This is a genomic window from Chryseolinea serpens, from assembly GCF_900129725.1.
Classification (GTDB): Bacteria; Bacteroidota; Bacteroidia; order Cytophagales; family Cyclobacteriaceae; genus Chryseolinea; species Chryseolinea serpens.
The window spans coordinates 69,238-93,713 of sequence record NZ_FQWQ01000005.1 but is presented as its reverse complement, the minus strand read 5'-3'; the positions used below and the strand labels follow the sequence as shown (position 1 = coordinate 93,713).

General features: G+C 50.7%; 15 protein-coding genes. 4 read left to right on the top strand and 11 right to left on the bottom strand.

The window, feature by feature from the left end:
• Positions 1-71 precede the first annotated feature (71 nt).
• The 7 genes from BUB30_RS28300 to rplU all read right to left on the bottom strand — a co-directional run bounded on the left by BUB30_RS28300 (position 72) and on the right by rplU (position 13,354).
• Positions 72-1,721 carry a RagB/SusD family nutrient uptake outer membrane protein gene (locus BUB30_RS28300; RefSeq protein WP_143165123.1) on the bottom strand — a complete coding sequence of 550 codons (1,650 nt, stop codon included), beginning with the start codon at positions 1,719-1,721 and terminating at the stop codon, positions 72-74.
• A gap of 15 nt (positions 1,722-1,736) precedes the next feature.
• Positions 1,737-4,952 (bottom strand): SusC/RagA family TonB-linked outer membrane protein, encoded by a 3,216-nt coding sequence (locus BUB30_RS28295; RefSeq protein WP_073141433.1) that lies wholly within the window; start codon positions 4,950-4,952, stop codon positions 1,737-1,739.
• 845 nt (positions 4,953-5,797) lie between these two features.
• The gene (locus BUB30_RS28290) at positions 5,798-6,958 is read right to left on the bottom strand and encodes a hypothetical protein (protein ID WP_073141431.1); all 1,161 of its coding nucleotides are present in this window, start codon (positions 6,956-6,958) and stop codon (positions 5,798-5,800) included.
• A 662-nt stretch (positions 6,959-7,620) separates the two neighbouring features.
• Positions 7,621-9,132: a RagB/SusD family nutrient uptake outer membrane protein gene (locus BUB30_RS28285; RefSeq protein ID WP_073141429.1), complete on the bottom strand. Its 1,512-nt coding sequence runs from the start codon at positions 9,130-9,132 to the stop codon at positions 7,621-7,623.
• 18 nt (positions 9,133-9,150) lie between these two features.
• Positions 9,151-12,303, bottom strand: coding sequence for a SusC/RagA family TonB-linked outer membrane protein (locus BUB30_RS28280; RefSeq protein ID WP_073141427.1), 3,153 nt, complete (start codon positions 12,301-12,303; stop codon positions 9,151-9,153).
• A gap of 425 nt (positions 12,304-12,728) precedes the next feature.
• On the bottom strand, positions 12,729-12,992 hold the full coding sequence (gene rpmA / locus BUB30_RS28275) for a 50S ribosomal protein L27 (RefSeq protein WP_073141425.1): 264 nt from the start codon (positions 12,990-12,992) through the stop codon (positions 12,729-12,731).
• 53 nt (positions 12,993-13,045) lie between these two features.
• Positions 13,046-13,354, bottom strand: coding sequence for a 50S ribosomal protein L21 (gene rplU, locus BUB30_RS28270; protein ID WP_073141423.1), 309 nt, complete (start codon positions 13,352-13,354; stop codon positions 13,046-13,048).
• Between the two features lie 414 nt (positions 13,355-13,768).
• Between rplU and BUB30_RS28265 the strand changes: the two genes are divergently transcribed.
• Positions 13,769-14,758: a ribonucleotide-diphosphate reductase subunit beta gene (locus tag BUB30_RS28265; protein ID WP_073141421.1), complete on the top strand. Its 990-nt coding sequence runs from the start codon at positions 13,769-13,771 to the stop codon at positions 14,756-14,758.
• A 52-nt stretch (positions 14,759-14,810) separates the two neighbouring features.
• Entirely contained in the window at positions 14,811-17,279 is a 2,469-nt protein-coding gene (locus tag BUB30_RS28260; RefSeq protein WP_073141419.1) for a ribonucleoside-diphosphate reductase subunit alpha, read from the top strand.
• A 100-nt stretch (positions 17,280-17,379) separates the two neighbouring features.
• Here BUB30_RS28260 and BUB30_RS28255 read toward each other — a convergent pair whose 3' ends face one another.
• Positions 17,380-18,960, bottom strand: a complete 1,581-nt coding sequence (locus BUB30_RS28255) for an FMN-binding glutamate synthase family protein (protein WP_073141417.1) — start codon at positions 18,958-18,960, stop codon at positions 17,380-17,382.
• A 110-nt stretch (positions 18,961-19,070) separates the two neighbouring features.
• Between BUB30_RS28255 and BUB30_RS28250 the strand changes: the two genes are divergently transcribed.
• On the top strand, positions 19,071-19,739 hold the full coding sequence (locus BUB30_RS28250) for a trimeric intracellular cation channel family protein (protein WP_221408817.1): 669 nt from the start codon (positions 19,071-19,073) through the stop codon (positions 19,737-19,739).
• A 66-nt stretch (positions 19,740-19,805) separates the two neighbouring features.
• The gene (locus BUB30_RS28245) at positions 19,806-20,288 is read left to right on the top strand and encodes a heme-binding domain-containing protein (RefSeq protein ID WP_073141415.1); all 483 of its coding nucleotides are present in this window, start codon (positions 19,806-19,808) and stop codon (positions 20,286-20,288) included.
• Between the two features lie 16 nt (positions 20,289-20,304).
• Here BUB30_RS28245 and BUB30_RS28240 read toward each other — a convergent pair whose 3' ends face one another.
• From BUB30_RS28240 to BUB30_RS28230, 3 genes are all read right to left on the bottom strand, one after another.
• Entirely contained in the window at positions 20,305-22,092 is a 1,788-nt protein-coding gene (locus BUB30_RS28240; protein ID WP_073141414.1) for a BamA/TamA family outer membrane protein, read from the bottom strand.
• A gap of 144 nt (positions 22,093-22,236) precedes the next feature.
• The gene (locus BUB30_RS28235) at positions 22,237-22,815 is read right to left on the bottom strand and encodes a NifU family protein (RefSeq protein ID WP_073141412.1); all 579 of its coding nucleotides are present in this window, start codon (positions 22,813-22,815) and stop codon (positions 22,237-22,239) included.
• A 67-nt stretch (positions 22,816-22,882) separates the two neighbouring features.
• Entirely contained in the window at positions 22,883-24,280 is a 1,398-nt protein-coding gene (locus BUB30_RS28230; protein WP_073141410.1) for a dicarboxylate/amino acid:cation symporter, read from the bottom strand.
• Positions 24,281-24,476 lie beyond the last annotated feature (196 nt).

Below are 24,476 nucleotides of genomic sequence, written 5' to 3'. Positions count from 1 at the left end.
ATCAATATAAAAAGGGACTGCCGTTGCCGGGAGTCCCTTTATATTATAGAGAGAATTGATAAATCTGTGGATTATAGCCCCATCGGGTTCTTAACCGGAGCGCTTTCGGCGGAAGCCGGATTGTAGGTCAATTCGTTATCCGGCACATCCCAGTAATCCAGGTAGCTGTAGTTGATGGTCGCATTCGTGCTCACCACACCGGAATTGTCCACTACAACCGCTCCTGTTCTTCCTCCACCCGCGCTGATGTCCTTCGTGACCCCCCAGCGTCTCGCATCATAGAAAGAAAGACCTCTGAACGCCATGACAATTCTTCGCTCCCGGCGAAGTTCTTCTTTCGCGTCGTCGAACGTCAGGCCGGTTCCTGCCACGGCCGTCAGTCCCGCCCCTTGCTCGGTGCGAAGCTTATCGATCAGGGCAAGGCCGCCTTCGATGTCCGAAGTATTGATCTTGGCTTCCGCACTCATCAAAAGATTCTCTTCATAGGTCGAGGCCAGGTACAATTCATATTCGCCGGTTTCGCGGCTGCTCATGATGATCGTGCCCGCAATGCCGTCTCCTCCATTCAACATTTGGTAGCGCGTGTTGAAAACATTTCCGCGCGATGACTCGCCTCTCCAGGGGGCAGCCAACTGCTCAAAATTATTGTCCAGTCGTTTGTCGCCCGGTTTGAACTCCTGGATCAGGCGCTCGCTGATCTTATAGGTGATCCCACTTCCCGGATTCCCGGTCGATTTGGGCGCGATGGCTCCGCTGGTTGCCGAAATGAAATCGCCGTTATCATTCGAGCGTCCGGTGAACACCATGTCGCCGGCCGCCAGACCATTGTTTGTCAACGTGATGATGTCCTGCCATTGTGCCGGCGTCATGTCGGCAACCGGCGTGTTCACTAAAAGATTCCGTGCCTTCATGGTGTTGATGCCTCTTGTCCACATCGCCGGAGTCGGCACACCGCCTTTTCCAACCTGGTTGAAGCTGGGGATCAATTCGCCCACGACGCTACGGTACGTGTCGTCGTCGCTCAAGCCGGCAAGTTGTGCGGCGGCCAGATCAAAATTTGAATTGGATTCGGCGATAATCGCTTCCTTGGTAACATAATCACCGTTGGTCTTATTCACCTCGTTGTTGATCAACCCCGCATAGTAAGTGGACCCGATCCTGGAGTAGGCATACCCCTTCCACCAATAGGCCCATGCTTTGACGATACTTTTCTTCGTTTCGACGGGATCGGTAAATTCTACATTTTCCACCAACGTCAGCACATTGTTCATGGCGTTGTTCATGGCATACATGTAGGCCCACTCATAGAACAACGTGTTTTGTCCCGCGTTTGCGTTGACATTGATCAGGCGGATCAGTCCCAATTGTGTGTTTGGTGAGTTGGGGTTGAGGACCTTGGTGCCATTGTCCAGGATCACATATTGCGGGCAACCGATCTGGTTCCCATAAATGTTTGCCGCTTCTTCGCCAATGACATCGCCCATCAATTCGTGAAAGCCCATGGCTCCTGTCCAAAAATATCCGGGAACACCATCATAGTATTTCAATTCTTTGAATCCGTTGATATAAACGCCACCCTGAGCCAGGGAAATTATGCCCGACTCGCTCGATGCGCTTCCCAGTCCCGGTTGGTTCGGGTTCTGAATGTCCAGATCGTCTTTGCAGGAAACCGAGGTTCCGACAAGCGAAATAGTGAGTATGTATAGTAATATCTTTTTCATACAATTTTTCATGGTTTAAAATCCAAAATTCAAACCTACCTGATACGACTTGTAGTTCGGCATCGTGTTGTGATCCACGCCGCGGTCGAACGCCGAGTTGGCTGTTCCCGAGCTCACTTCCGGATCCATGCCCGTGTAGTTCGTGAAGGTCAACAGGTTGCGGCCCGTGAGCATGAGCTGAAGCTTCCGCATGGAGTTGATGTGAAGTACTTTGTTGAGATCGATACCCACCGAAACGTTTCTCAGGCGAACGAACGAAGCATCTTCATAGAAATAATCTTTTGTTCCGTTGGCCTGACCTTGCGCATACACACCGCGGTAGAATGCGGTATAAGCGCCGGTCTCGCCGTTGATCGTAATCGGCTTTTCGTAATCGCTGTGGATCCCATCGCGATACATCCACTCTTTGGTTTGGTTATACAAGTGGCTTCCCTGAACCCAATCGAACTGGAAGGCCAGCGTGAGGAAATTCTTGTAGCTCAAGTTGTTGATGAACGACATGTTGAATTTCGGATTGGGATCGCCAAAGCTATACAGCTTGCTGGAGAACACAGGTTGTTTCGTCGCCGTGTTCACGACAAAGCCGTTGCTGGCCACCGTGTAGTTAGCTTGCTGTGCTTCGGGGATAAAGAACGTACCATCGGGCGCCTTGTCATCCACGTGGTGCAACGCGACACGTCCGTATAGCTGACCGATCTTTTCACCGGGCTTCAACACGTAGTTCGTGCTTCCGGCGCTCGACTGCACCACGATCTCCTGGCCGTTGGTCGCCGTGATCTCGGAAGTCTGCTTGCTGAAGTTCGTGGTCAGGTTCCAGGTGAGGTTGCTGTTTTGGAAAATGGCAAAGTTCAGTGCGGCCTGGAAGCCTTTCGACTCGAGCGAGAAGGCGTTATCTCTCAACGTTCCCAGACCGGCCGATGGAGCAACGTTCACGTCGAAGATGGCGTTGTTGGTGTTTCTTTTCCAATAGGACACCGACACACCGATATCGTTCAACCAGTTCGTGCCCTGCAATACCGTAACACCAAAATCGGACCCGATCTCCAGTTCTTTCGACACCTCCACGTTCAGGTCAGGATTCGGTTGGGCCGAAGGAATGTAGAACGAGTTGGAGGTCCCCAGGCTCTTCGTACCCAACGTAGGATAACGATCGAATGGCTTGGGCTGGATACCGGCTTCGCCATACGCCGCACGGATCTTGAAGTCGGGAACGGCGCCTCCCAAGGCTCCGTCTTTCCAGAAGTTAAGCGACGACAATCTGAAATAGGCGTCTCCGCGAGGGAACGTAAAGGGCTTGGAACCTCTTCCGAACGAAGAAGAATAATCGCTTCTAAAACCACCCGATACACCGGCAATCTCACCGAATTCAACGCGCTGGTTGACCAGGTAGCCATACGTGAAGAAGGGCTCGGTGTAATCACCACCGTAATACACGGGGTCGGTCTTGGAACGCGTCACGATGTCGGCGGCAGGAACCACAAACGTGGTAGCCTGGCTGGCCGTGAACGGGCTGTAGGTGGGAAGACCCAGTCCATAGCTCAGGTATTGTTTGTTGTTTGTCTTCCGCACATCATACGCCACCTGCGTTACGGTTTTGATGGGAAGGTTCGAGTTGAAATCTTCCTTGAAGTCGAACGAGATGATGGCCGTACCCAGGAAGTTCTGGAATGTTTTGTTGAAGAAATAGTCATCGATCTCACCTTTCGCATCCGGCGCAAAGTTCGACACCCACGATTGGGTAGCCGTCGCGTTGTTGTTTGCCGTTTGGTTGGCGTAAACAGTGCGCTGCTCCTGGTGCTGATAGTTCAATCCATATTTAAGATCCAGCTCTACAAATTTGGGCAACTTGTAGTTCAGGTTGAAGTTCTGGAAGAAATCCTCCTTGTTATCCTTCACGTTCGTGTTGCGCTGGTAGTAGAGCGGGTTAAAGTGGTTCACACCCACCGCGTCGCCAAAATAAGCGCCCACATCACCGTCGGTGTCCACCTGCTCGAAGTTGGCAAAGGGCCGCGCGTTGTTGATACTGTAGATGATGGTTCTGTCCTGCGTCTTGATCGTGTTCTTGGTGTAGGCCAGCATGGTGATGCTGCGGAAGGTCAGACCCTTCGCGATCTCGGTACCGAAGTTGGCGGTAAGGTTCGTGCGCGATACGCCGCCGTTCTCGATGATGTTGCTTTCCTGTTTGTTGTTGGATACGGTGAAGAGGAAATCCGTTTTCTCTTTGCCTCCCGAAACCGTTACACTGTTGTTGTAGGTATTGGCCGGTTTGAAAAAGAAGGCAAAGTGATCATAGTATTGCAGGTTCTTGTCGTAGGGCTTGTTCAAGACACTGGTCGTGCTCAACGGGTTGTATTGCACGTTCTCGCTATACACCAGCGTGGCGGGATCCAATGTCAAGGGTTTGCCGGATGTACCGATGACGTTGTTTTCGCCGTCGGTCACAAAGGCATGAAACCGCGCTTTGCGAAGATCGCCGATGTTCAGGTAGGTGTTGTTGGCCACGCTGCTGGAGAAATCCACGTGCACCTTTCCGTCTCTTCCCTTCTTGGTGAACATCTGGATAACGCCATTGGCGCCTTGTGCGCCGTAGATGGTCGCAGATGCCGCCCCTTGAACAACCTCCACGTGATCGATGGCATTCAGATCGATGGTGTTAAGGCTGGTGGCCCCCACCTGGACGCCGTCCACGAGGTAGATCGGCGACGTGCCGCGGTTGATGGTGTTGATGCCCCGCAAAACAATGTTTGTCTCGGCTCCAGGTGTACCGTTGGTGCTGCTGATTTGTGCACCGGCAATTTTACCCACCAGCGCCTGGTCGATCGAAGCGGTTGGCGCCGCCGGGAAATCTTTTGATCCCACCGATTCAACAGCGATCGCCAGTTTCCGCTTGTCGGTGGCCACACCAACGCCGGTGACGACCACTTCCGAAAGCTGCGTGATGTCTGATGAAAGCTGGATGTCGACCGTGCTTTGCTCGCCCACGGGTACTTCGGCTGTGGTTAAGCCGATAAATGAAAAAACAAGGATCGCATTGTTACCCGACACGGTAACGGTATACGCCCCCTCGGCATTGGTCACCGACCCGTTGACGGTACCTTTCACAATCACGTTTACGCCAGGCAAGGATGACCCGTCTTCGGCGGAGGTCACCTTCCCTGACACTGTTCGCTCCTGCGCCATCACGGATAGCGCAAAAACTAACGTGACACACGTTAGTAGAATTTTCTTCATAGGTTTTTCGGTTTAGGTTACTTACGGCACCAATTTAAGGGAGCATTCGGCAAAAGAAAATACCACACATCGATCTAAACTCAGCGTTTTTGTTAAACGTAGGGTAAAAAATGAAGCTCAGAATTCTGAATACGATTGAAATTCTTTTAAATAGGTTTATTTTTTACCATACATCTCAAAAAATTTAAAAAATATTTTTTGGGTTTTACCAAAAAACGTGAGGTGCCGGGTCCGTTTTTAGTGAGACGGATAGCTTTTTAAGGTTGGGGGCTGGTAGCCCGGGGGATAGCGAAGAAGGAAATTAAGGACATAAAAAGCTCCCCGGAAAAAATTCCGGGAGCACCCAAATTCCAGATAAACTGTTGTTTAGTTCTTCACCAAAAGCGAATTGGCTGCTACTTCAGAAGCAGGCTTAGGCCATACATAGGATTGCCAGCAGGGATCGTGGACTTGCTCTTGGATGGACAGATCAAGACGTATGCGGTCGGAAAAGCGGAGTCCCTCGAGGAAACTCAGCACGTCTTTCTTTCAACAATGCGGCGAGCATCACACCCAATCAGCGAAAGTAGCATGGGCTACTCCTTTGGAGTGTGTCCGTCCCGCATTCAACAGATCCAATGCTTGTGCGTTTACAGGGTTCGCAGAACGGACCATGGCCTCAGACAAATTTAACACCTCCACATAGCGAATAGCCGGGGAGCTATCAGTATACCGCAAAGCAAATCAGAACTTGACGAGGTAATAAGTGGAGTTGGTTTTGAAGGACACGGCGGAGTTTAACAAGTTGAAGCAAAAAAAAACCTAGTCTCCGGAGAGACTAGGCTGAGACCTAAAGTTGTCGCGCTTCAATCACACCATAAATGATTAACGGTTGGACTGGTGATGGAAGAATAAAGATGCGCATAGAAATCATGATTACCGCAGCTAAAATTAACGTAAGGAGAGCCGTCATAAAGGGTTATATAGGTGTTGGATAAGTTAAGCGAAGTATAGGTGTGGTCGTTACTCCAGGCTCCATTGTCGATTTTATAATCAACGGTTATGGTAGAATAGCTAGGTTGATGAGCTGTGTCAATCAAGCCCAACCAAACTTTTCTCACCTCCATATGACTCTCAAACGTCGTAAAGGTCACGTAGCCGATGATAGGGAAATAACAAGTACAGTCCATTGCTCTCACTTCTCCACAACCTGCAGGTTCACACACGGGTGTAGTGTCGTATACGGGTACATTCGTTGAGATGATGCTGACGTCAGTATTATAATAGAATTGATTACTTGCCGAGGTGGGATCAAGGAACATCTTGGATTTTGCGGACCAACTATAGTTGTATCGGCCATTTGAAGATTCGGCTGGGAATTTTCGAGTTATTGGATTCACGATAATGTTCAGCTTTTTGTTTGTTTCGTTAGTAACTGGTAGCAGTTCTATTTTACTTTGATCACCTCCAACGATAATCTTTATATTGTCTTCGTTATATTGAAACAAATGACCGGCTACTTTTACAAGACCGTTCTTGTTGATTAACGCTGTTATGGCATAGTTTGGGACTTTCGGGCGAGCAATCATTCCCTTCTCTCGGAATATAAGCAAGTCTTTATTCTCCTTTACAAAAGCCGGCTGCTCAAAGATCGGAGCCACATCCAATCTGGCATCATTTGGCGAGTATGCTTGGTATTGCGCAAGCAATTCATTGAGTTTTTTCTCCTGTTCCTCGAGGGCTTTCTCATAGATTACACGCATAGAAACAAATCCAAGTTGATCGCTCCAGGATCTTACCGAACGTGGATCTGCATTACGAATCGAATTCAACGTTTGCTCAAATAATTGCGGCGTACGGAAAACAAGATAGTCGCCCGTGAAATCGATATCTTTCTGCGGCTGAAATTGTTTCTCACTAATAACGATTCCTGGATCGGGAGAAGTCGCTGGTTGAACTTCAGAGCATTGCGACAGGGAGGTGACTAAGCCGATGAAGAACGCGGCTTTCATAAGATTTTTTTTCATAAGGCTAATGGGGTTAATTGAAACGGGTATTAAACAAATATAAAATAGTCAACGGGCTCACAAATGAATTGTTGTTTGTGATGTACAAAACCCCCGAACGCAGGGGTCGCATATTATCGTTCAACGTTGTGCCTGGTGTCCTTGATCTTTACAATTGTTTCAAGGCAAGGACTGCTGTCAATTTATACTTAACAAAAAGCTCCTTCCGAGAATCACTCAAAACGAAAAGGCCGTCTCATATTTGAGACGGCATCTTCTATAATTCAATTCTAAATGAAGGGATTATTATCAATTGTTCCGTTCCATCAATTTTATTCGCTGCCAATTCATTGGAAGGAATGGGCCAGATATAATTCAGGGCCGTGCTAGGAACAGCACCAACCGATCCTTTGGCCGGAAAAATCTTCATTGAGGCGAAGAATATCCATGCTTTGAAGACCTTCTCCCAGGAATTCAATTCTTCTTTCCAATTTCAAGTCATCCAGTAATGCAGCATTGTCAGCAGGAGCCCACGTGAACGTAGCGTCGGACCGTTTTTTAAAGGCATACCTTTTCTAGAATCTGGTCTGGTGGCCTTGGGGATATGAAGTAGGAAAAGGGACAAAAAAAGCCCCCGGAGGTTTCCGGGGGCTTTTACTTTGAAACATTAGGAGTATCAATACCTATTTAATGTTCTGCACGTCGGGGTTAACGGCCAACTCCGATTGAGGCAATGGCCATGTGTAGATGGGATCTGTAGGCAGCAAGGCCTGGATTGAACCCTTGCCCTGAAGGGGCAGATCCAAACGCAAACAATCCGTAGAACGGAGGCCTTCACCCAGGAACTCGGCACGTCTTTCTTTCAGCAATGCGGTGATCATGGCATCGGCATCGGCAAAACCTGCATATGCAACACCTGCCGAACGTGTTCTGACGGCGTTCAGAAGATCCAACGCGTGATTGTCGACCGAGTTGGTAGAACGCACGATGGCTTCCGACAAATTCAGCAACACTTCCGCATAGCGGATAACGGGTGAGCTATCGGTATACGGCGATGCAGACGAGAATTTCGTGAGGTAGTAGGCCGAGTCGGTCTTTACACCCGCGGCGTTCTTGATGATCACTTTCGTGGTCATTTTTCTTCTGGCGTCGGTCACTGACAACGTCGCCGTATCGCCGAGAATGCCTTTTCTGTTCAAATAGTATTCGCCGTTACCGGTGTTGGTCGTCGGTGTACCAGCAGAAGCAGGCAGATAGTAATAACCGAGCTGGTTTTGCGTACCGGGAGGGTCAAGCGTGGAGAACGGGAAAGAAAGAATGCTTTCGCTGGTGCTGTACGGAGAGGTGAACACGGAAGCAAAAGTACCGGCAAGCGCATGGTCCACACCGGTAGCTGCCTTGAACGGAGCCGTAGCGGGAACAATCTTGTTCGCTTCGGTGATCACATCATTCCAGCGTTGCATGGTCAGGTAAACACGGGTCTTGAACGCGATGGCGGCATTGCGGTGGCCACGGTTAGCGGCAGCCGGTGTCAGCGGCAATTTTTGCTCTGCAAAATCCAGGTCCGCGATGATCTGTGCATACACATCGGCTACACTCGAGCTAGCCAACAGGTTGTTGTCAAAATTCGTTTCGGCCTGCAAGCGGAGCGGCACGCCACGATTGGCACCACCTTCTACAAAAGGCTTTGCATAGAGTTGCAGCAAGTAATAATACGATATGCCACGCAGCAGGCGGGCTTCGCCGCGATATTGGTCTACCGTGGTGGTGGCAAATGCAGCAGAGAAAGTCGGCGGAACGAAAAGAGCAGCGTTGTCGTCGAGTCCTTTCAGGAAAACGTTGACCTGGTTGATCGCCTGATAAGCCGCGCGCCACAGGTTGTTCACCTCATTGGTTGACGAGTTCTCGGTGTGGTTCCAGGTTGCCAAACCGGTTACGCCGTTGGTAAGGCGGTTCATAAACTCTTCACCGCGGATATCGCTGTAGATCAGGTAACGGCTGCCCATAAAGTCGCCGTCTTTCACCGCATCATAGAGACCGTTCACTTGTTGCTCTACACGCGAAGGCGTTGTGAACACAATGTCGGAAGGCATGCTCGTCTGTGAGTTGAGCTCCAGCTTGTCGGTTTGACAGGAGAACAGACCCGCTGTCACCACCGTACAAAAAGTAAATATGTTTAGTTTATTCTTTTTCATGATCGTCAAAAATTTGGATTAGAAACCAATGCTCAAGCCCACGGTATAGGTACGCGCCTGGCCAATCGAGTTCCGATCAATACCTGGCGTAAGGTTGCTGTTACCGTTGGTAGATATCTCAGGGTCGATACCTTTATAACCAGTGATCAGGAATGCGTTTTGTACCTGCGCGTAGATACGGGCGTTGGTCATCCTCAGTTTACTGATCAGATCTTTGTTGAGCGTATAGCCCAGCGAGATGTTGCGCACGCGCAGGAAGTCGCCTTTTTCCACGTTTTCGGAAATCGGGAAAGAAGATCCGTTCGACACGTTGTCGGTATACACTACGCGGGGAATGGTTCCATTGGTGTGTTCAGGTGTCCAGCGATCGAGCACATCGGTGCTGTTGTTCCAGAAGCGCATGTCGCGCAAACCGGCTTTCGTACCGTTGTAGATGTAGTTGCCACCCGAGAACTGCACGAATACACCCAGGTCGAAGCTCTTATATTTGAATGTGTTGTCGAAACCGCCATACCAGGTGGGCAGCGTCGGGCCATACACTTTGCCATCGTTCACCTGTGTCGGTGCAGTCGTGTTCGAGCCGTCGTCGACCTTGGTCCAGCGCGAAGCCGGTGCTGCGGAGTGATCGTATTGCACGCGCGTGCCATCGGCTTTCACAAAAATACGTCGTCCATTGGCAGGGTTCACACCTTCGGTCGGTATGGCCAGGATCGAGCCTATCGGTTGGCCCACTTGGGTTACGTTTGCAGTTTCCAACGAAGCGGTGGACGAGATGATGCGCGATTGATCGGAATCCAACGAGGTCACCTTGTTGTTCAGTGTGGTCAGGTTGGCACTGATCGTCCAGGAGAAACTGCCGCGATTCAGGGCATTGGCCTTCACGCTGAATTCGATGCCTTTGTTCACCATGGCACCAACGTTTTTCAACAACTGGTTACGGTTTGCAGCCGTGGGGTTAGGAATACCCTTGGACGGCGCTTGCGGAACAAAGAGGATCAAACCGTCGACTTTGTTGTTGTAGTAAACAAATTCACCTGTGATGCGATCTTGCAGCAAACCGAAGTTGAAGCCGACGTCGGTTTTCTTGCTGGTTTCCCACGACAGGTTGAGTGCCGCTACTTGGTTGTAGTTCAATGTGTATGCACCACCATATAATCCGGGGCTGTACAAGTTCTGCCAAACGAAGTCGTCGATACCCTGGTTGTTACCCACGCTGCCGTAGCTGGCTTTGATCTTGAAGAAGTTTAGCGTGCTGCTGAAAGAGGCATTTTTCCAGAATTCTTCCTCGGAAATGTTGTACCCAACAGAACCACCATAGAAGTTACCATACTTCTTGCCCGGCGCAAAGGCAGAGTATCCGTCGCGGCGCAGGTTGAAGGTTGCAAAATATTTCTTCTTGAAGTCGTAGTTCACGCGACCGAAATAAGAGAGCAGGAAGTTCTCTGATTGAAAGTTGTTGGTCGGGATGATGTTGGCAAAGTTGCCTTGGAATGTGTCGAAGTAAATGTCCGACGAGGTAGTGCGGTTTGTACCCCAACGGTCCACACTGGTGTACTGTTGTTCGCCACCCACCAAGAAGGAGAAGAAGTGTGCATCGGCCAGGTTCAGATCATACTGTGCCGTGTTTTGCCAGTCCCAGCGTTTGTTGGTGCGTTGGGTGTTGGTTACCGAGCCCTTGGGCGTAAAGCCGTCGCCGTTCAGGGGCGATTGATAGCTTTTGTCTTCGATGGTAAAGTTGTTGATGGCATAGCTGGTTTTCAGCGTAAGGCCTTTCACCACTTCTGCACTCGCATAAACCGTTCCGTTGATCTGGTTGCCGGTAGAAGTAAAATAGTCGTTGTCCAACACGATCACGGGGTTGTAGAAACCGGACTGTTCGGTGTTGCTCATTTTGCCAATGTTCCCACCGTCGGTGCTATACGTGCCATCGGCATTGTAGGCGCCTACGTTGGGTGCTGTCACCAGGGGAAGACGTCCGAGACCACCGGTATTAAAGGCCTGCCCGGGGATGGAACCGGTATTGGGCGCAGCATTGACGGAGTTGGCATACGAGAAATTGGCACCGACATGGATGCGTTCAGCAATTTTCTGATCCAAGTTCACGCGGGCTACTGTTCTGTCGAAGGTGTTTTTCTTCAACATACCTTCTTGGGCTGTATAGCCTACCGACATGAAGTAAGTGGTGTTGTCTGTTCCACCCGAGTAGTTGAGGCTGTGCGAATGCGAGAAGCCGGTCTGGTAAACAGCCTTGTACCAATCGGTGTCGATCATGTTGCCGTTAGCGTCGTTGGTGGGGAAGAACGCTGCTGCCTGGCCGTTGTTGGCGCGCGCTTCGTTCTTGACATCCATGTACTGCTGAGCGTTCAGCAAGTTGAACAAGCGAACGGGTTGCGTCCATCCAACCCAACCATCATAGTTGATTTTGGATTTTCCTTTTGTACCGCGTTTGGTTGTGATGAGCAATACACCGGCGCTGGCGCGCGATCCGTAGATGGCACTAGCCGAAGCGTCTTTCAATACTTCGATGCTTTCAATGTCGCCGGGGTTGATGTTTCCCAGGGGGTTGTTGGCCGCCGAGTTGGTAGAAGCCGATCCCATAGAGTTGTCGACCGTGAACGTGGGCACGCCATCAATAACCACCAGCGGGTAAGAGCTGAGGTTGATGGAGTTCACACCGCGGATCCGGATAACGGGGGCATTGTTCAACACACCATTGGGTGTAGTGATGTTCACACCGGCCGCGCGGCCCTGCAGGGCTTGATCAAAGCTTTGTACGGGGTTCAGGGCCACTTCCGATCCCTTAATCGTAGATATGGACCCGCTAATGTCCTTACGGCTTTGGGTACCGTAGCCTACAACCACCACTTCGCTGAGTTGCGAAATGTCCATAGGCAATGCGATGTCGACAACGCTCCGGTTTCCGACTTCAACCTCTTTGGTCTCCAGGCCAATGAAAGTGAACACCAGGGTGCTTCCTTCGGGCACGGCGAGAGAGTAGGTACCGTTGGCGTCGGTGGACGTTCCGTTGGTGGTACCCTTGATGACAACGTTAACACCGGGCAACGTACTTCCGTCCTCGACGGAGGTGACTCGACCTGTTACCGTTCGCTCCTGTGCCCACGCCGTTGTGACGAGAACACACGCGAAGACTAAATGTAAAATCTTCCTCATAAATGATTTAGGTTAATGAAATTATTCGGGCGCAAAATAGGGGATTTAATACCAATACAAAATCCCCCAGAAGTAGTGGTGGGTGCGTTTTAATATTGTTTGTTATACACTTGTCAGAATTTTATTCCGAATCAGCCGTAAATCATCATAATTTTCAGAATAAAAAAAGGCACGCGCTCGGGTGCCCATTCTTGAAATTGCCGGCTTTCTGCGGCGAAAAAACGTTTCAAACGGTTCCGGTAGACGACGAGGCGCGGGAATCGTTTATTTCACTAGAAATTTTTAACTTTTTTTTATTGAATTATCTCAGTAAAAGCAGGCGCTAAATCGCACGAAAAAAAACTTAAAAAAAACTTAAAAAATACCCCAAATAAAAAAGGCATCCCGTCTGGAATGCCTTTTTCTGATGCTATGAAGTGATCGACTTATGCTTCTGCGATCGGCTCTACCGATACATAAGATTTGTCTTCTCTTTTCTTCTTGAAAACTACCACACCGTTGGTGAGGGCGAACAAGGTGTGATCCTTGCCGATGCCCACGTTCTTGCCGGGGTGGTGCTTGGTGCCGCGCTGGCGAACGATGATGTTGCCGGCGATTACTTTCTGGCCACCGAACACCTTAATGCCAAGGCGTTTGCTTTCCGATTCGCGGCCGTTCTTTACTTTACCTTCACCTTTTTTGTGTGCCATGGTGGGTTATGCGTTTATTCGTTAATGGTTAATTTACTGTGCGGAGGGTCGGATTAGCCGATGCTCTCGATCTGCACTTTGGTGTACTGCTGGCGATGGCCGTTTTTCACGACATAGCCTTTGCGTCTCTTTTTCTTGAAGACAATAACTTTATTGCCTTTTACATGCTCCAGTATCTTTCCTGATACGGTAGCGCCATTCACAGTAGGGGCGCCAATATTGATCTGTCCACCGTCGTCGATGAGAAGGACTTTATCGAAGCGCACGGCTGTGCCTGCTTCGCCTTCCATCTTGGGGGCATAGATATATTGATCTTTAGCCACTTTGAACTGTTTACCGGCAATGTCTACTATTGCGTACATAGCTTTTTGAAAAATTGGACTGCAAAGGTAGAAAAAGAATCCACAAATTGGAATCGGGGTTTCAATTATTTTGGTGGGAAGGCCCTTCCCGGGCCTAAAAAAATTTTTTTCAAAATTCACCCCCCATGTTTAGCTACTAGAACGCCCTAACGCAGGCCGATTAAAGAACTATTTTACAGTAACTTATCTATCCACAAAGCTTCAACAAGTTATCCACAATCGTTGTTTTTAGGCTGTATTCGCTGTTTTGATTTTTAGAACCAATCTACGTTCATTTGTACACTTGACGCTGACCGGGGCAGGCATTCAACTTCCTCTTCAAAGCAAACAAGATTTTACTGGAGAAATGAACGGGTGTTAGCTTTGGCTAGTACCCTTTGATATTTTGGTTTAACCCCTAAAAACCCGAGAGACATGAGCCACGGAACCCTCGAAGAACCCATACTAAAGGAGAACAAGGATCGCTTTGTTCTTTTTCCCATCCGCCAACACGAGATCTGGAAATTCTATAAACAGGCGGAAGCGAGCTTCTGGACGGCCGAAGAAATCGATTTGAGCCAGGACCTGACAGACTGGGTAGGGCTCAACGACGGCGAACGTCATTTCATTACCCATGTGCTGGCCTTCTTTGCCGCCAGCGACGGTATCGTAAATGAGAACCTGGCTGAGCACTTCATCTCCGAGGTGCAATACACCGAAGCCAAGTTCTTCTATGGCTTCCAGATCACCATCGAAAACATCCACTCCGAGACCTACTCGTTGCTGATCGATACGTATGTAAAAGATCCCAAAGAAAAGGATAAGCTTTTCCACGCCGTCGAGACCATGGATTGCGTGAAAAAGAAAGCCGACTGGGCGCTGCGTTGGATCGAGAAGGGTTCGTTCGCCGAACGCCTCGTGGCCTTTGCCGCCGTGGAAGGTATTTTCTTCTCCGGCTCATTCTGCTCCATCTTCTGGCTGAAGAAACGCGGCCTCATGCCAGGCCTCAGCTTCTCCAACGAACTGATCTCGCGCGACGAAGGCCTGCACTGCGACTTTGCCTGCCATCTCTACACCCAGCACCTGGTGAATAAGCTGCCCGAGCAAACCGTGATCGACATTATTAAAGATGCCGTGGAGATTGAAAAAGAATTTGTAACCGATGCGCTGCCCGTAAACCTTATCGGTATGAACGCTGTTCAAATGAGACAGTATATCGAGTTTGTAGCGGACCGGCTGCTGAATGAATTGGTTGGCAAAAAAGTCTATAATGCTACCAATCCGTTCGATTTCATGGAGATGATTTCGCTAAGAGGTAAAACGAATTTCTTCGAGAAACGTGTAGCCGAGTATCAGAAGGCTGGAGTGATGAAGAGCACGGAAAAAGAAACCACTCCTAAGTTTTCACTGAACGAAGATTTTTAATATATTCAATCACTTTTTAAACTTTCTCTCACAACAACCCTAATCCCTCAAGATGCTTGTACTAAAACGTGACGGACACAGAGAATCAGTCAAATTTGATAAAATCACCGCACGAATTGAAAAACTCTGTTATGGTTTAGATCCCAAGTTCGTCAACCCTGTAGAATTGGCCATGAAGGTGATCAATGGCCTCTATGATGGTGTGTCTACGCAGGAGCTGGACAATCTTGCCGCGGAAATCGCAGCAACGATGACTACCCGGCATCCTGATTTCGCAAAGCTGGCGGCGCGCATCGCCGTTTCCAATTTGCACAAAGTCACCAGCAAGTCGTTCTCAAACACGATGAAACGGCTGTATACATATGTTGACCCCAAGACCGGCGAAAACGCTCCGCTCATTTCCAAGGAAACCTGGAAAGTCATTAAAGAGCACGCCGCCGAACTGGACGAGGCTATTTTATATGACCGCGACTTCGCTTACGATTACTTCGGCTTCAAAACACTGGAGCGCTCCTACCTCATGAAGGTAGACGGCAAAGTGATCGAACGTCCCCAGCATTTGCTCATGCGTGTAGCCGTTGGTATCCACGGGGAAGATATTCCCGCGGCCATCGAGACCTACAACCTGCTTTCTGAAAAATGGTTCACACACGCCACACCTACCCTGTTCAACGCGGGCACGCCGAAACCTCAACTGTCGTCGTGCTTCCTGTTGACCATGAAGGACGACAGCATCGACGGCATCTACGACACTTTGAAACAGTGCGCTAAGATCTCGCAATCTGCCGGTGGTATCGGCCTCAGCATCCACAATGTGCGTGCAAAAGGATCGTATATCAAAGGAACGGGTGGAACCTCCAACGGCATCGTGCCCATGTTGCGCAACTTCGACATGACCGCGCGTTATGTTGATCAAGGCGGTGGCAAACGCAAAGGCAGCTTCGCGATCTACCTGGAACCTTGGCACGCCGATATTTTCGATTTCCTCGACCTGAAGAAAAACCACGGTAAAGAAGAGATGCGCGCACGCGACCTGTTCTTCGCCGTTTGGATCCCCGACCTGTTCATGCAGCGCGTGGAGAACAACGAAATGTGGTCGCTGTTCTGCCCCAACGAAGCACCCGGTCTGGCCGAAGTGTATGGAGAAGAATTTGAACGCCTCTACGAGAAATACGAAAAAGAAAGCAAGTTCCGCCGCCAGGTGAAAGCACAAGACCTGTGGTTCGAGATCCTCGAGTCGCAGATCGAAACCGGAACGCCCTATATTCTCTACAAGGACGCCGCCAACAAGAAATCGAATCAAAAGAACCTGGGCACCATCAAATCGAGCAACCTGTGCACCGAGATCATCGAGTATACATCGCCCGACGAAGTGGCGGTTTGTAACCTCGCTTCCCTCGCCCTGCCCAAGTTCATCACGGAAGACGGCCAGTTCGATCATCAGAAATTATACGAGATCACCAAGGTGGCTACCCGCAACCTGAACAAAGTGATCGACATCAACTATTACCCGGTCATTGAGGCCCGCAATTCCAACATGCGTCACCGCCCCATTGGGTTGGGTGTGCAGGGATTGGCCGATGTTTTCATCTTGCTCCGCATGCCGTTCGATTCGGAAGAAGCGCGCAGACTGAACGAAGACATTTTTGAGACCATCTATTTCGGTGCCATGGAGGCATCGATGGAGTTGTCCAAGCAACACGGCCCCTACGAAACCTTCAAAGGTTCGCCGGTGTCCAAAGGTATCTTCCAGTTCGATATGTGGGGTGTAACACCCAAGAGCAATCGCTGGGATTGGGAACGCCTGAAACGCGATGTGAAGCAAAACGGTGTGCGCAACTCGCTGTTGCTGGCCCCGATGCCTACGGCCTCCACATCACAGATCCTCGGCAACAACGAATGCTTCGAACCGTATACGTCGAACATCTACACCCGCAGAACATTGTCCGGTGAATTCATCATTGCCAACAAGCACCTGATGAAAGACCTGATGAACCTCGGGCTATGGAGCGAGAACATGCGTCAGAAACTTATTGGTGCTAACGGATCGGTGCAAAATATCCCTGAGATACCCCAGAACATCAAAGACATCTACAGAACGGTGTGGGAGATCTCGCAAAAGGCGATCATCGATATGTCGGCCGACCGCGGTGCATTTATCTGCCAGTCGCAAAGCCTGAACATTCACATCACCAACCCGAACTTCGGCAAGCTCACTTCCATGCACTTCTACGCCTGGAAGAAAGGTTTGAAGACCGGCATGTACTACCTGCGCTCTACCGCCGCAGCCGATGCGATCAAGTTCACACTCGACAAAGTCGTACAAGAACCCAGCTTGCAACAAGAGGCCGCGGTTTCGGCAGAGGCTGTTTTGACAGAGCCCATGCTCGTACAGAGCGTCGTGGCCGATGCGCATCAGCAAACCATTCGTTACGAGTCGCAATCCGACTACGATCAGAATCGCGCCGACATGGCCTGCTCGCTCGATAACCCGGATGCGTGCGAAGCTTGTGGAAGCTAAGTCTATCGCGTAAGCGTCATAAAAAAAGAGGCTGTCTCCAAAAGGACAGCCTCTTTTTTTGTCATTCGATCGGCGTTTAGAAACGTTGCGTATCGCGTTCTTAAAATTTGTCTGCGCTCGCAGATTCATACGACATGCGATACTTCTCTGGAATGGTGTTACCCAGCATAGCGCCCAGCGGAACCGAAGGATAAATCTCTTCAAATGTGCGCACTTCGTCCATAAACACGCGGCGGTTTATCTGGTGCCGGTTCAATTTCTGCGGCTTGTCGATTCCCGACGCGCCCATCAATTCGACAAAGCTTTCAATTGTGTTCTTGTGAAAATTAGCGACGCGCACTTTTTTGTCGTCGATCACCAGGCCTTTGACAAGATCGGGATCTTGGGTGGCCACTCCAGTGGGGCAACTGTTCTTGTTGCACTCCAGGGCTTGTATGCAGCCGATGGCCATCATCATAGCACGGGCGCTGTTGCACATGTCGGCACCTAGCGCCATGGCGCGCAATAGTTGAAAGCCTGTGAGAATTTTTCCAGACGCACCAACCTTGATGTGTTGCCGGATGTTGAATCCTTTCAGCATGTTGTCCACGAACGCGAGGCCGTCCAGCAGGGGCATGCCCACGAAATTGGAGAACTCCGGGGGAGCCGCGCCGGTGCCGCCCTCACCACCATCGACGGTGATGAAGTCGGGGTAGGTGTCGAGTTCCACCATGGCTTTGCAGACGGAGATGAATTCACTTTTCTTTCCCACGCACAGTTTGAACCCAATCGGTTTGCCGCCGGAGAGCGTGCGCAGTTGCTTGATGAAGAGCACCATTTCCTTTGGTGTGGAGAAGGCGCTGTGGAAGGGTGGTGAGAACACGGTGGTGCCCGCTTTCACTAAGCGGATGGCGGCCACTTCGGGTGTGTTTTTCTTGGCGGGTAAAATGCCGCCGTGACCGGGCTTGGCGCCTTGCGACAATTTGATCTCGATCATTTTTACTTCGGGACGCGTGGCGTTTTTGCGAAACGCTTCGGGCGAGAATCTTCCTTCTTCGTCGCGGGCACCAAAATAGCCTGTTCCAATTTGCCAGATGATGTCGCCACCTTGTTTGAGGTGATACGGGCTCAAGCCACCTTCGCCGGTGTTGTGGGCAAAGCCGCCGATCTTGGCGCCGGCATTCAACGCCTCGATGGCGTTGCTGCTGAGCGAGCCAAAACTCATGGCCGAGATATTCAGTATGCTGGCGCTGTAGGGTTGTGTACAATCTTTGTTGCCTACGTGCACGCGCGGATGGTGGTCGATGGCGTGGAAATCGAGGGGCACGATGGAGTGACTCATCCACTCATAGCCTTCGGCGTACACGTTCAGCTGCGTACCAAAGGGCGTGGTATCCACCTGCTTTTTGGCCCGCTGATAGATGACCGAGCGGTCGTTGCGATTGATGGGCGAGCCATCGGTATCGGACTCCACGAAATATTGCTGGATCTTGGGACGCAGGTCTTCAAACACATAGCGCAGCCTGCCCATCAATGGAAAGTTGCGTTTGATGGACTGTTTGGTCTGGATCATGTCGTGATAACCCATAAAAATAAAAGGCCCCACCAGGAATAACGCGAAGAGCGCGTCTCTCCAGAAATAGGCCCACACGAGGATGAGCAGCACGACGATGGTGCTGACGATGACAAAATTTCTTCTCATAATGCTTCAGGGACGATGGTCAAATATACTAAAATCAATTTGTGGAAGAACGGGGGTGGAGAATGCAGAATCGTCGTTTGCGAATTACCTTGTGCTACTAATTCCTTGCTATGAACAACGTACCCCACCTCATGGACCACATCGATTTTGACACCACCTTCCTGGTGTTCGACCTGCTTGCCGTTTTCATGTTTGCCGCGTCCGGGGCCTTGACGGCCATTCGCAAAAAGTATGATTTCATCGGCGTATTTATGCTGTCGTTTGTGTCGGGTTTGGGTGGGGGGTTGATCCGGGATGCGATCTTTATCCAGGCCGGCCCACCCAAGGCCGTGACCGATTCCAAATACCTGCTGGTGATCCTGGGAGCGTTTGTGCTTTCCCTCATCTTTCATGGCAGCATGCACCGGTTGAAGCGCACGGTCATCCTGGTGGATGCCCTGGGCTTGGGCGCCTATGGTGTGGTGGGAGCGGAAGCTGCCTTGCAGGAAGGACTTGTGCCCCTGGCGGCCGTGCTGGTGGGCATTTTTAATGCCTGTGGTGCAGGGTTGATCCGTGATGTGCTGATCCGCGAGGAGCCGATCATTTTTAAGCCGGGACAATTCTACGCCGCAGCGGCGATTCTCGGATGCGGCATCTTTGTAGGGATGGTAGAGTTGGGACATGCCGATCACACCCTGGCGGCCATCCTGGCCACGCTCACCGTCTTTTTAGTGCGCATCCTCTCCATCTACTTCGATTGGCAGACACGGCCTGTGCTGGATGAGGATGACCGTTCGTAAAGGTCCCTTTTATCTTTGCCCGTCAAAGGCTTTCTTTGTGACAAACCAATCCAACTCTGCGACCCTATGAGTCTTCTCAAAAAAATTGTACTGGGTTTTCTGGCCTTGCTTGTCGTCATCCAACTCTTCCGTCCCTCCAAGAATATTTCCACCGAGATCATCACCGCCGACGATATCTCAAAAAAATATGAGCTCCCTCAAAACGTTCACCAGATCCTCATCAAAAAATGCTACGACTGCCATAGCAACAACACCATCTACCCTTGGTACTACAACATTCAGCCGGTGGCCTGGTGGATCGCCAACCACGTGAAGGATGGCAAGCGTCACCTGGATTTCTCGGTCTTCAAAACTTACCCGGAGAAAAAAGCAAACCACAAAATGGAGGAATTGTCGGAAGCCATCAACGAAGGCTGGATGCCGCTGGATTCTTATCTATGGATCCACAAAGAAGCTACGGTTACAGCCTCCGATCGCGAAGCCATCAACGCCTGGATCAAAGGCCTTCCCATTGTTTTCGAAAAGCACGAAGAAGGAGAACAGCATTGATCGTTAGACGAGCAAACTAATTATACGTGATCAGGGATGGCGCCCGCACAAAGCTACCGCTATACTTGATGCGGAGGTTGCTGGTCACGCTGATCTTGAACGAGCTCATATCCTGAACGGTGCGCGGATAGTAGAACATTTTGAGTTCTATCGTTCCGAACACCAGGTTTTCATTCCGTGTCCGCACGCCTGTACCTAAGCCAAAATAAGGCTTGTCGTAAAATATGAATTTATCCTTGGGATTGATCTCCGCCACATCGACAAACACGATGGGTGCAAACCGGAAGCCCAACAATTTCCAGGGCGTGTAGAGCACCATCTGGTAGCGCCCGTGGAGCCGCTTGGTGCCCAAGACACTGTCGGCCCGGAAGCCTTCCAGTCCGAAGGTGCCGTTGATGTCCAGCAAAATATTGGTGCGCTGGTTGAAAACGTAGGTGAAGTCAATGTCGGTTTCGTGGCGGATCATAAACCGCTTGTGATATTTGAGCTTGGAGAATAATTGTCCCGAAACCAGGATCGTGGCATCCTCAAATCGCCCCTTATACCGATACGCTCCCACCCGCAGTGAGGTGGTGTAAAAATTTCCTCCCCTATGAAAAAATGATTTGTCAAGGTCAAAGCCCACGTAGGGTCGGCTGAGTCCCAACAAACTTTCCCAACCGGCGAGAAAGGACATGGTGTGTCCATAGGGCACGTCTTCCGTACGGCCAAAGCCGTATATATAGCGTGTTTTATAAAAGTCCTGCCGGAAGAACGTGAACGAGGCCAGAAAATATCGGCGGTCGTTGTAAATGGGATTCGTGATCTCGTATTCCTGTCTCGGTTTTTCGATAAACCGCTGGTTAAAAAAACGCGCGCTCACAAAATGACGGCTCCGGTCGCCTGTGTTTCGTTTTGCGCCGACATTATAACCAAGCCAGACATCGGAAATGTTGTATCGATATCCTAAAAAAGTTGAGTCAGGGGTCGAATAAAAATTCTGTGACCAGTTTTTACTAAACTCCAACCCGCCGGCCATACGCGAATAGGGTGAGACCAGTGGCCGGTCGAGTCGTAAATACCAGGCGTTTTCCTCGGCCTCGCCATAGCTGCTTCCGCTGTTGAGCTGCGTGTACCCAACCGTGGCGTTGACGAGACTTCCAGCCACGCTGCTTTTGCGATAGTAGAGGCTATAGCCAAAACGCGGATAGCGCGGGTAATCGTAGAGGCCGTCGAACTGCGTACGTTGGCCTGCGCCAAATACATTGACGTCGTATATGTGGAAGCTGAACTTGTTGGCACCACGGGGGCTGAAGCTTCCACCGATGCTGAAAACGTCGCGCGTCACCACCAGCACGTCCACCGAATCTTCGGAGCCGGTGATGGGCACCACCTGGATGCGGGCCTCCAGCATAAAATCCTGGTCGCGGAGAAAGCGTTCGTTGTCGGCGAGCTTGTAGGGATTGAGGGGCTTTTTTTCATAGAAGAAGAGGTGCTGACGGATCATCCACTCCTTTGAATTTTTGTGGAGGGCATTGGCCGCCTTGGCCGCGAAATTCTTGATGGTACGCGTCGTGTCGGTGATGGTCTTGTCGAACCCGATGTGGTTTACCCGGATCTTGCGGATGATCTTTCCTTCGTAAGGCAGAAAGGGGTCTTCGGCCCGGGTGTTGATCGGGTCGTCTTGCAGGGGTTTGCGCGTAACGCTCTTGAGGATCTCTTTCGACAGCCGGTTGTCTTTTACGGCGTCGATGATGTTGCGGGTGGTGTCTTTCTTTGTTTTGTCCTTCTCCGGTTTTTCCTGGGCAGGCGCAACGGTTAGCATGCCGATGCAGAATATTGCGCTAAAAAATAAACGTTTTTGCCAAATCATCGCGACCCGTTGAGCGCCTAAGTTATCATACCTGCTCCACAAACGAAAAACCCGGACGTGCCGGGTTCTGTTATAAAAATATTTTTCTTTCTATGTTTATGCCAATGCCTCCACGGCTTGAATTTCGCCGGGCATCATGCGGGTGAACAGGTTTTCGATGCCCGCCTTCAACGTAATCATCGACGAAGGGCATCCACTGCAAGAGCCTTGCAGTTTCACTTTCACGATGCCGTCTTTGAAGGAATGGTAGGTAATGGCGCCGCCGTCTTGCTCCACGGCCGGGCGGATGTATTCTTCCAGGATGGTCTTTATCTTCCGGATCGTATCGGTTTCTTCTTCTTCCACGGCCGTGTCGGCCTCGCTCACGTCGAGGATGAACTTGCCGTCTTCGAGGAATTTTTTGATGTGTTCCTTGATCGTGCTTTGGATCTCCAGCCATTCCACATCTTCCGTTTTGGTGACGGTCACGAAATTGCTAGCGAAAAATACGCGGCCCACGAACGGGTAGCTAAAAAGCTCGATCGCCAGCGGTGAAATGGAGGCCGTTTCCGCGTCGGGAAAATCGAAACTCATACCCTCGGGAACGAGCATCTCGTTGACCACAAATTTCAGGGAATTGGGGTTGGGATTCGATTCCAGGTAGATATGGACGTTTTTGGGGACAGCCTGCAGCATATTTTCGGATTTATTAGTCCAACAAAATTAAGCATTTTAAGTTCACCCGGAAACGGGTAAAGTGCCACTAAGCGGGGTCCGGCTCCTCGTTTTCCAAGGCATTTTCCCATTTGCTGACCACGGCCGTGGCAATGCTGTTACCGATCACGTTTGTGGCGCTCCGGCCCATGTCGAGCAAGGGGTCGATGCCGAGCAACAGGGCCAGACCGGCCTCGGGGATATCGAAGGTGGCCAGGGTTCCTGCAATGACCACCAGGGAGGCCCGTGGCACGCCGGCAATGCCTTTGCTGGTCACCATCAGCACCAGCAGCATGCTCAGCTGTGTGCCCAGGGGAAGGTGGATGCCATAGGACTGGGCGATGAACAGCGACGCAAAGGTCATGTACATCATGCTGCCATCGAGGTTGAAGGAATATCCTAGGGGGAGTACAAAGCTCACGATCTTGCTCTTGCAGCCAAATTTTTCCAGCTCTTCCATGGTCTTGGGAAATGCCGCCTCGCTGCTGGATGTGCTGAAGGCCAACAGCACGGGTTCTTTGATCCGCTTCACGAGGCGGAGCACCCGCTTGCCGATGATGAGCAAACCGGCCAGGATCAGGAGCGTCCAGAGCAACGCGAGCCCGAAATAAAATTCACTCATGAAAATGGAATACGTCTTCAAGACACCCAGGCCCTGCTTGGCGATCACGGCCGTCATGGCCCCGAACACGGCCAGGGGTGCGAAGTTCATGACGTAGTTGGTGACTTTCAGAATAACATGTCCGGCCGCATCGAAGAACGTGATGACGACCTTGCCCTGTTCGCCGACGGCGGCGGTGGCGATACCAAAGAACACGGCGAACACAACGATCTGGAGAATCTCATTTTTTGCCATGGCATCGATCACCGAGCTGGGAAACGTGTGATACAAGAAATCGCGCAGGGTGAATCCGTTGCGGGTGATCACCGTTTCGTCGGTGTCGGGTAACGGCAACTTCATGGCTATCCCCGGTTCGAAAATGTTCACCAGGAGTAAACCGAGCAACAAGCTCAACAACGATGCACTTATAAACCACAGTAAAGTTTTTCCTCCAATTCTTCCCACCGACGTGATGTCACCCAGCTTGGCCACACCCACGATCAAGGTGCAAAGTACCAGGGGTGCGACGATCATTTTGATCAACCGGAGGAAAATATCAGGAAGCAGGGAGAAGGGTTCTATTTTTTTATCGCGCGCCTGCGTCACTTCGCTGCGGGCCTTGGTGAGAGATTCTTTTTCGGCGGTCAACCGGGGAATGGCATTGCTGTCGGCGGCGTGTAGGGCGTGCTGGGTGGCCTCCAGCTTGAGCCCGATCTCCTGGAGCTTGGCATTTTCCACCTCGATATAAATTTTATTGAGGGTAAATCCCAGTGCTATACCCACCACCATGGCGAGAACGATGAAGGAAGCGAGCCTGTTTTTCTTGGGGGGATTGATGTCAGCCATAGCCAATGGTTACAAGTTTTTCAAATTGGGGGGCAATATAACGGAAAAGCCTGTAGTCTGAGGTATCCCGTCGCGCCCGACCGAAAAACTGTCGGGCACATTGTCCACTTTCAGCTTGTGAACGCAGGGGCGCGATCTATCGGCCATCAGGTCGTGGCGTAAAAATCGATCATTCCCTGATACTTTTTGATCGCAG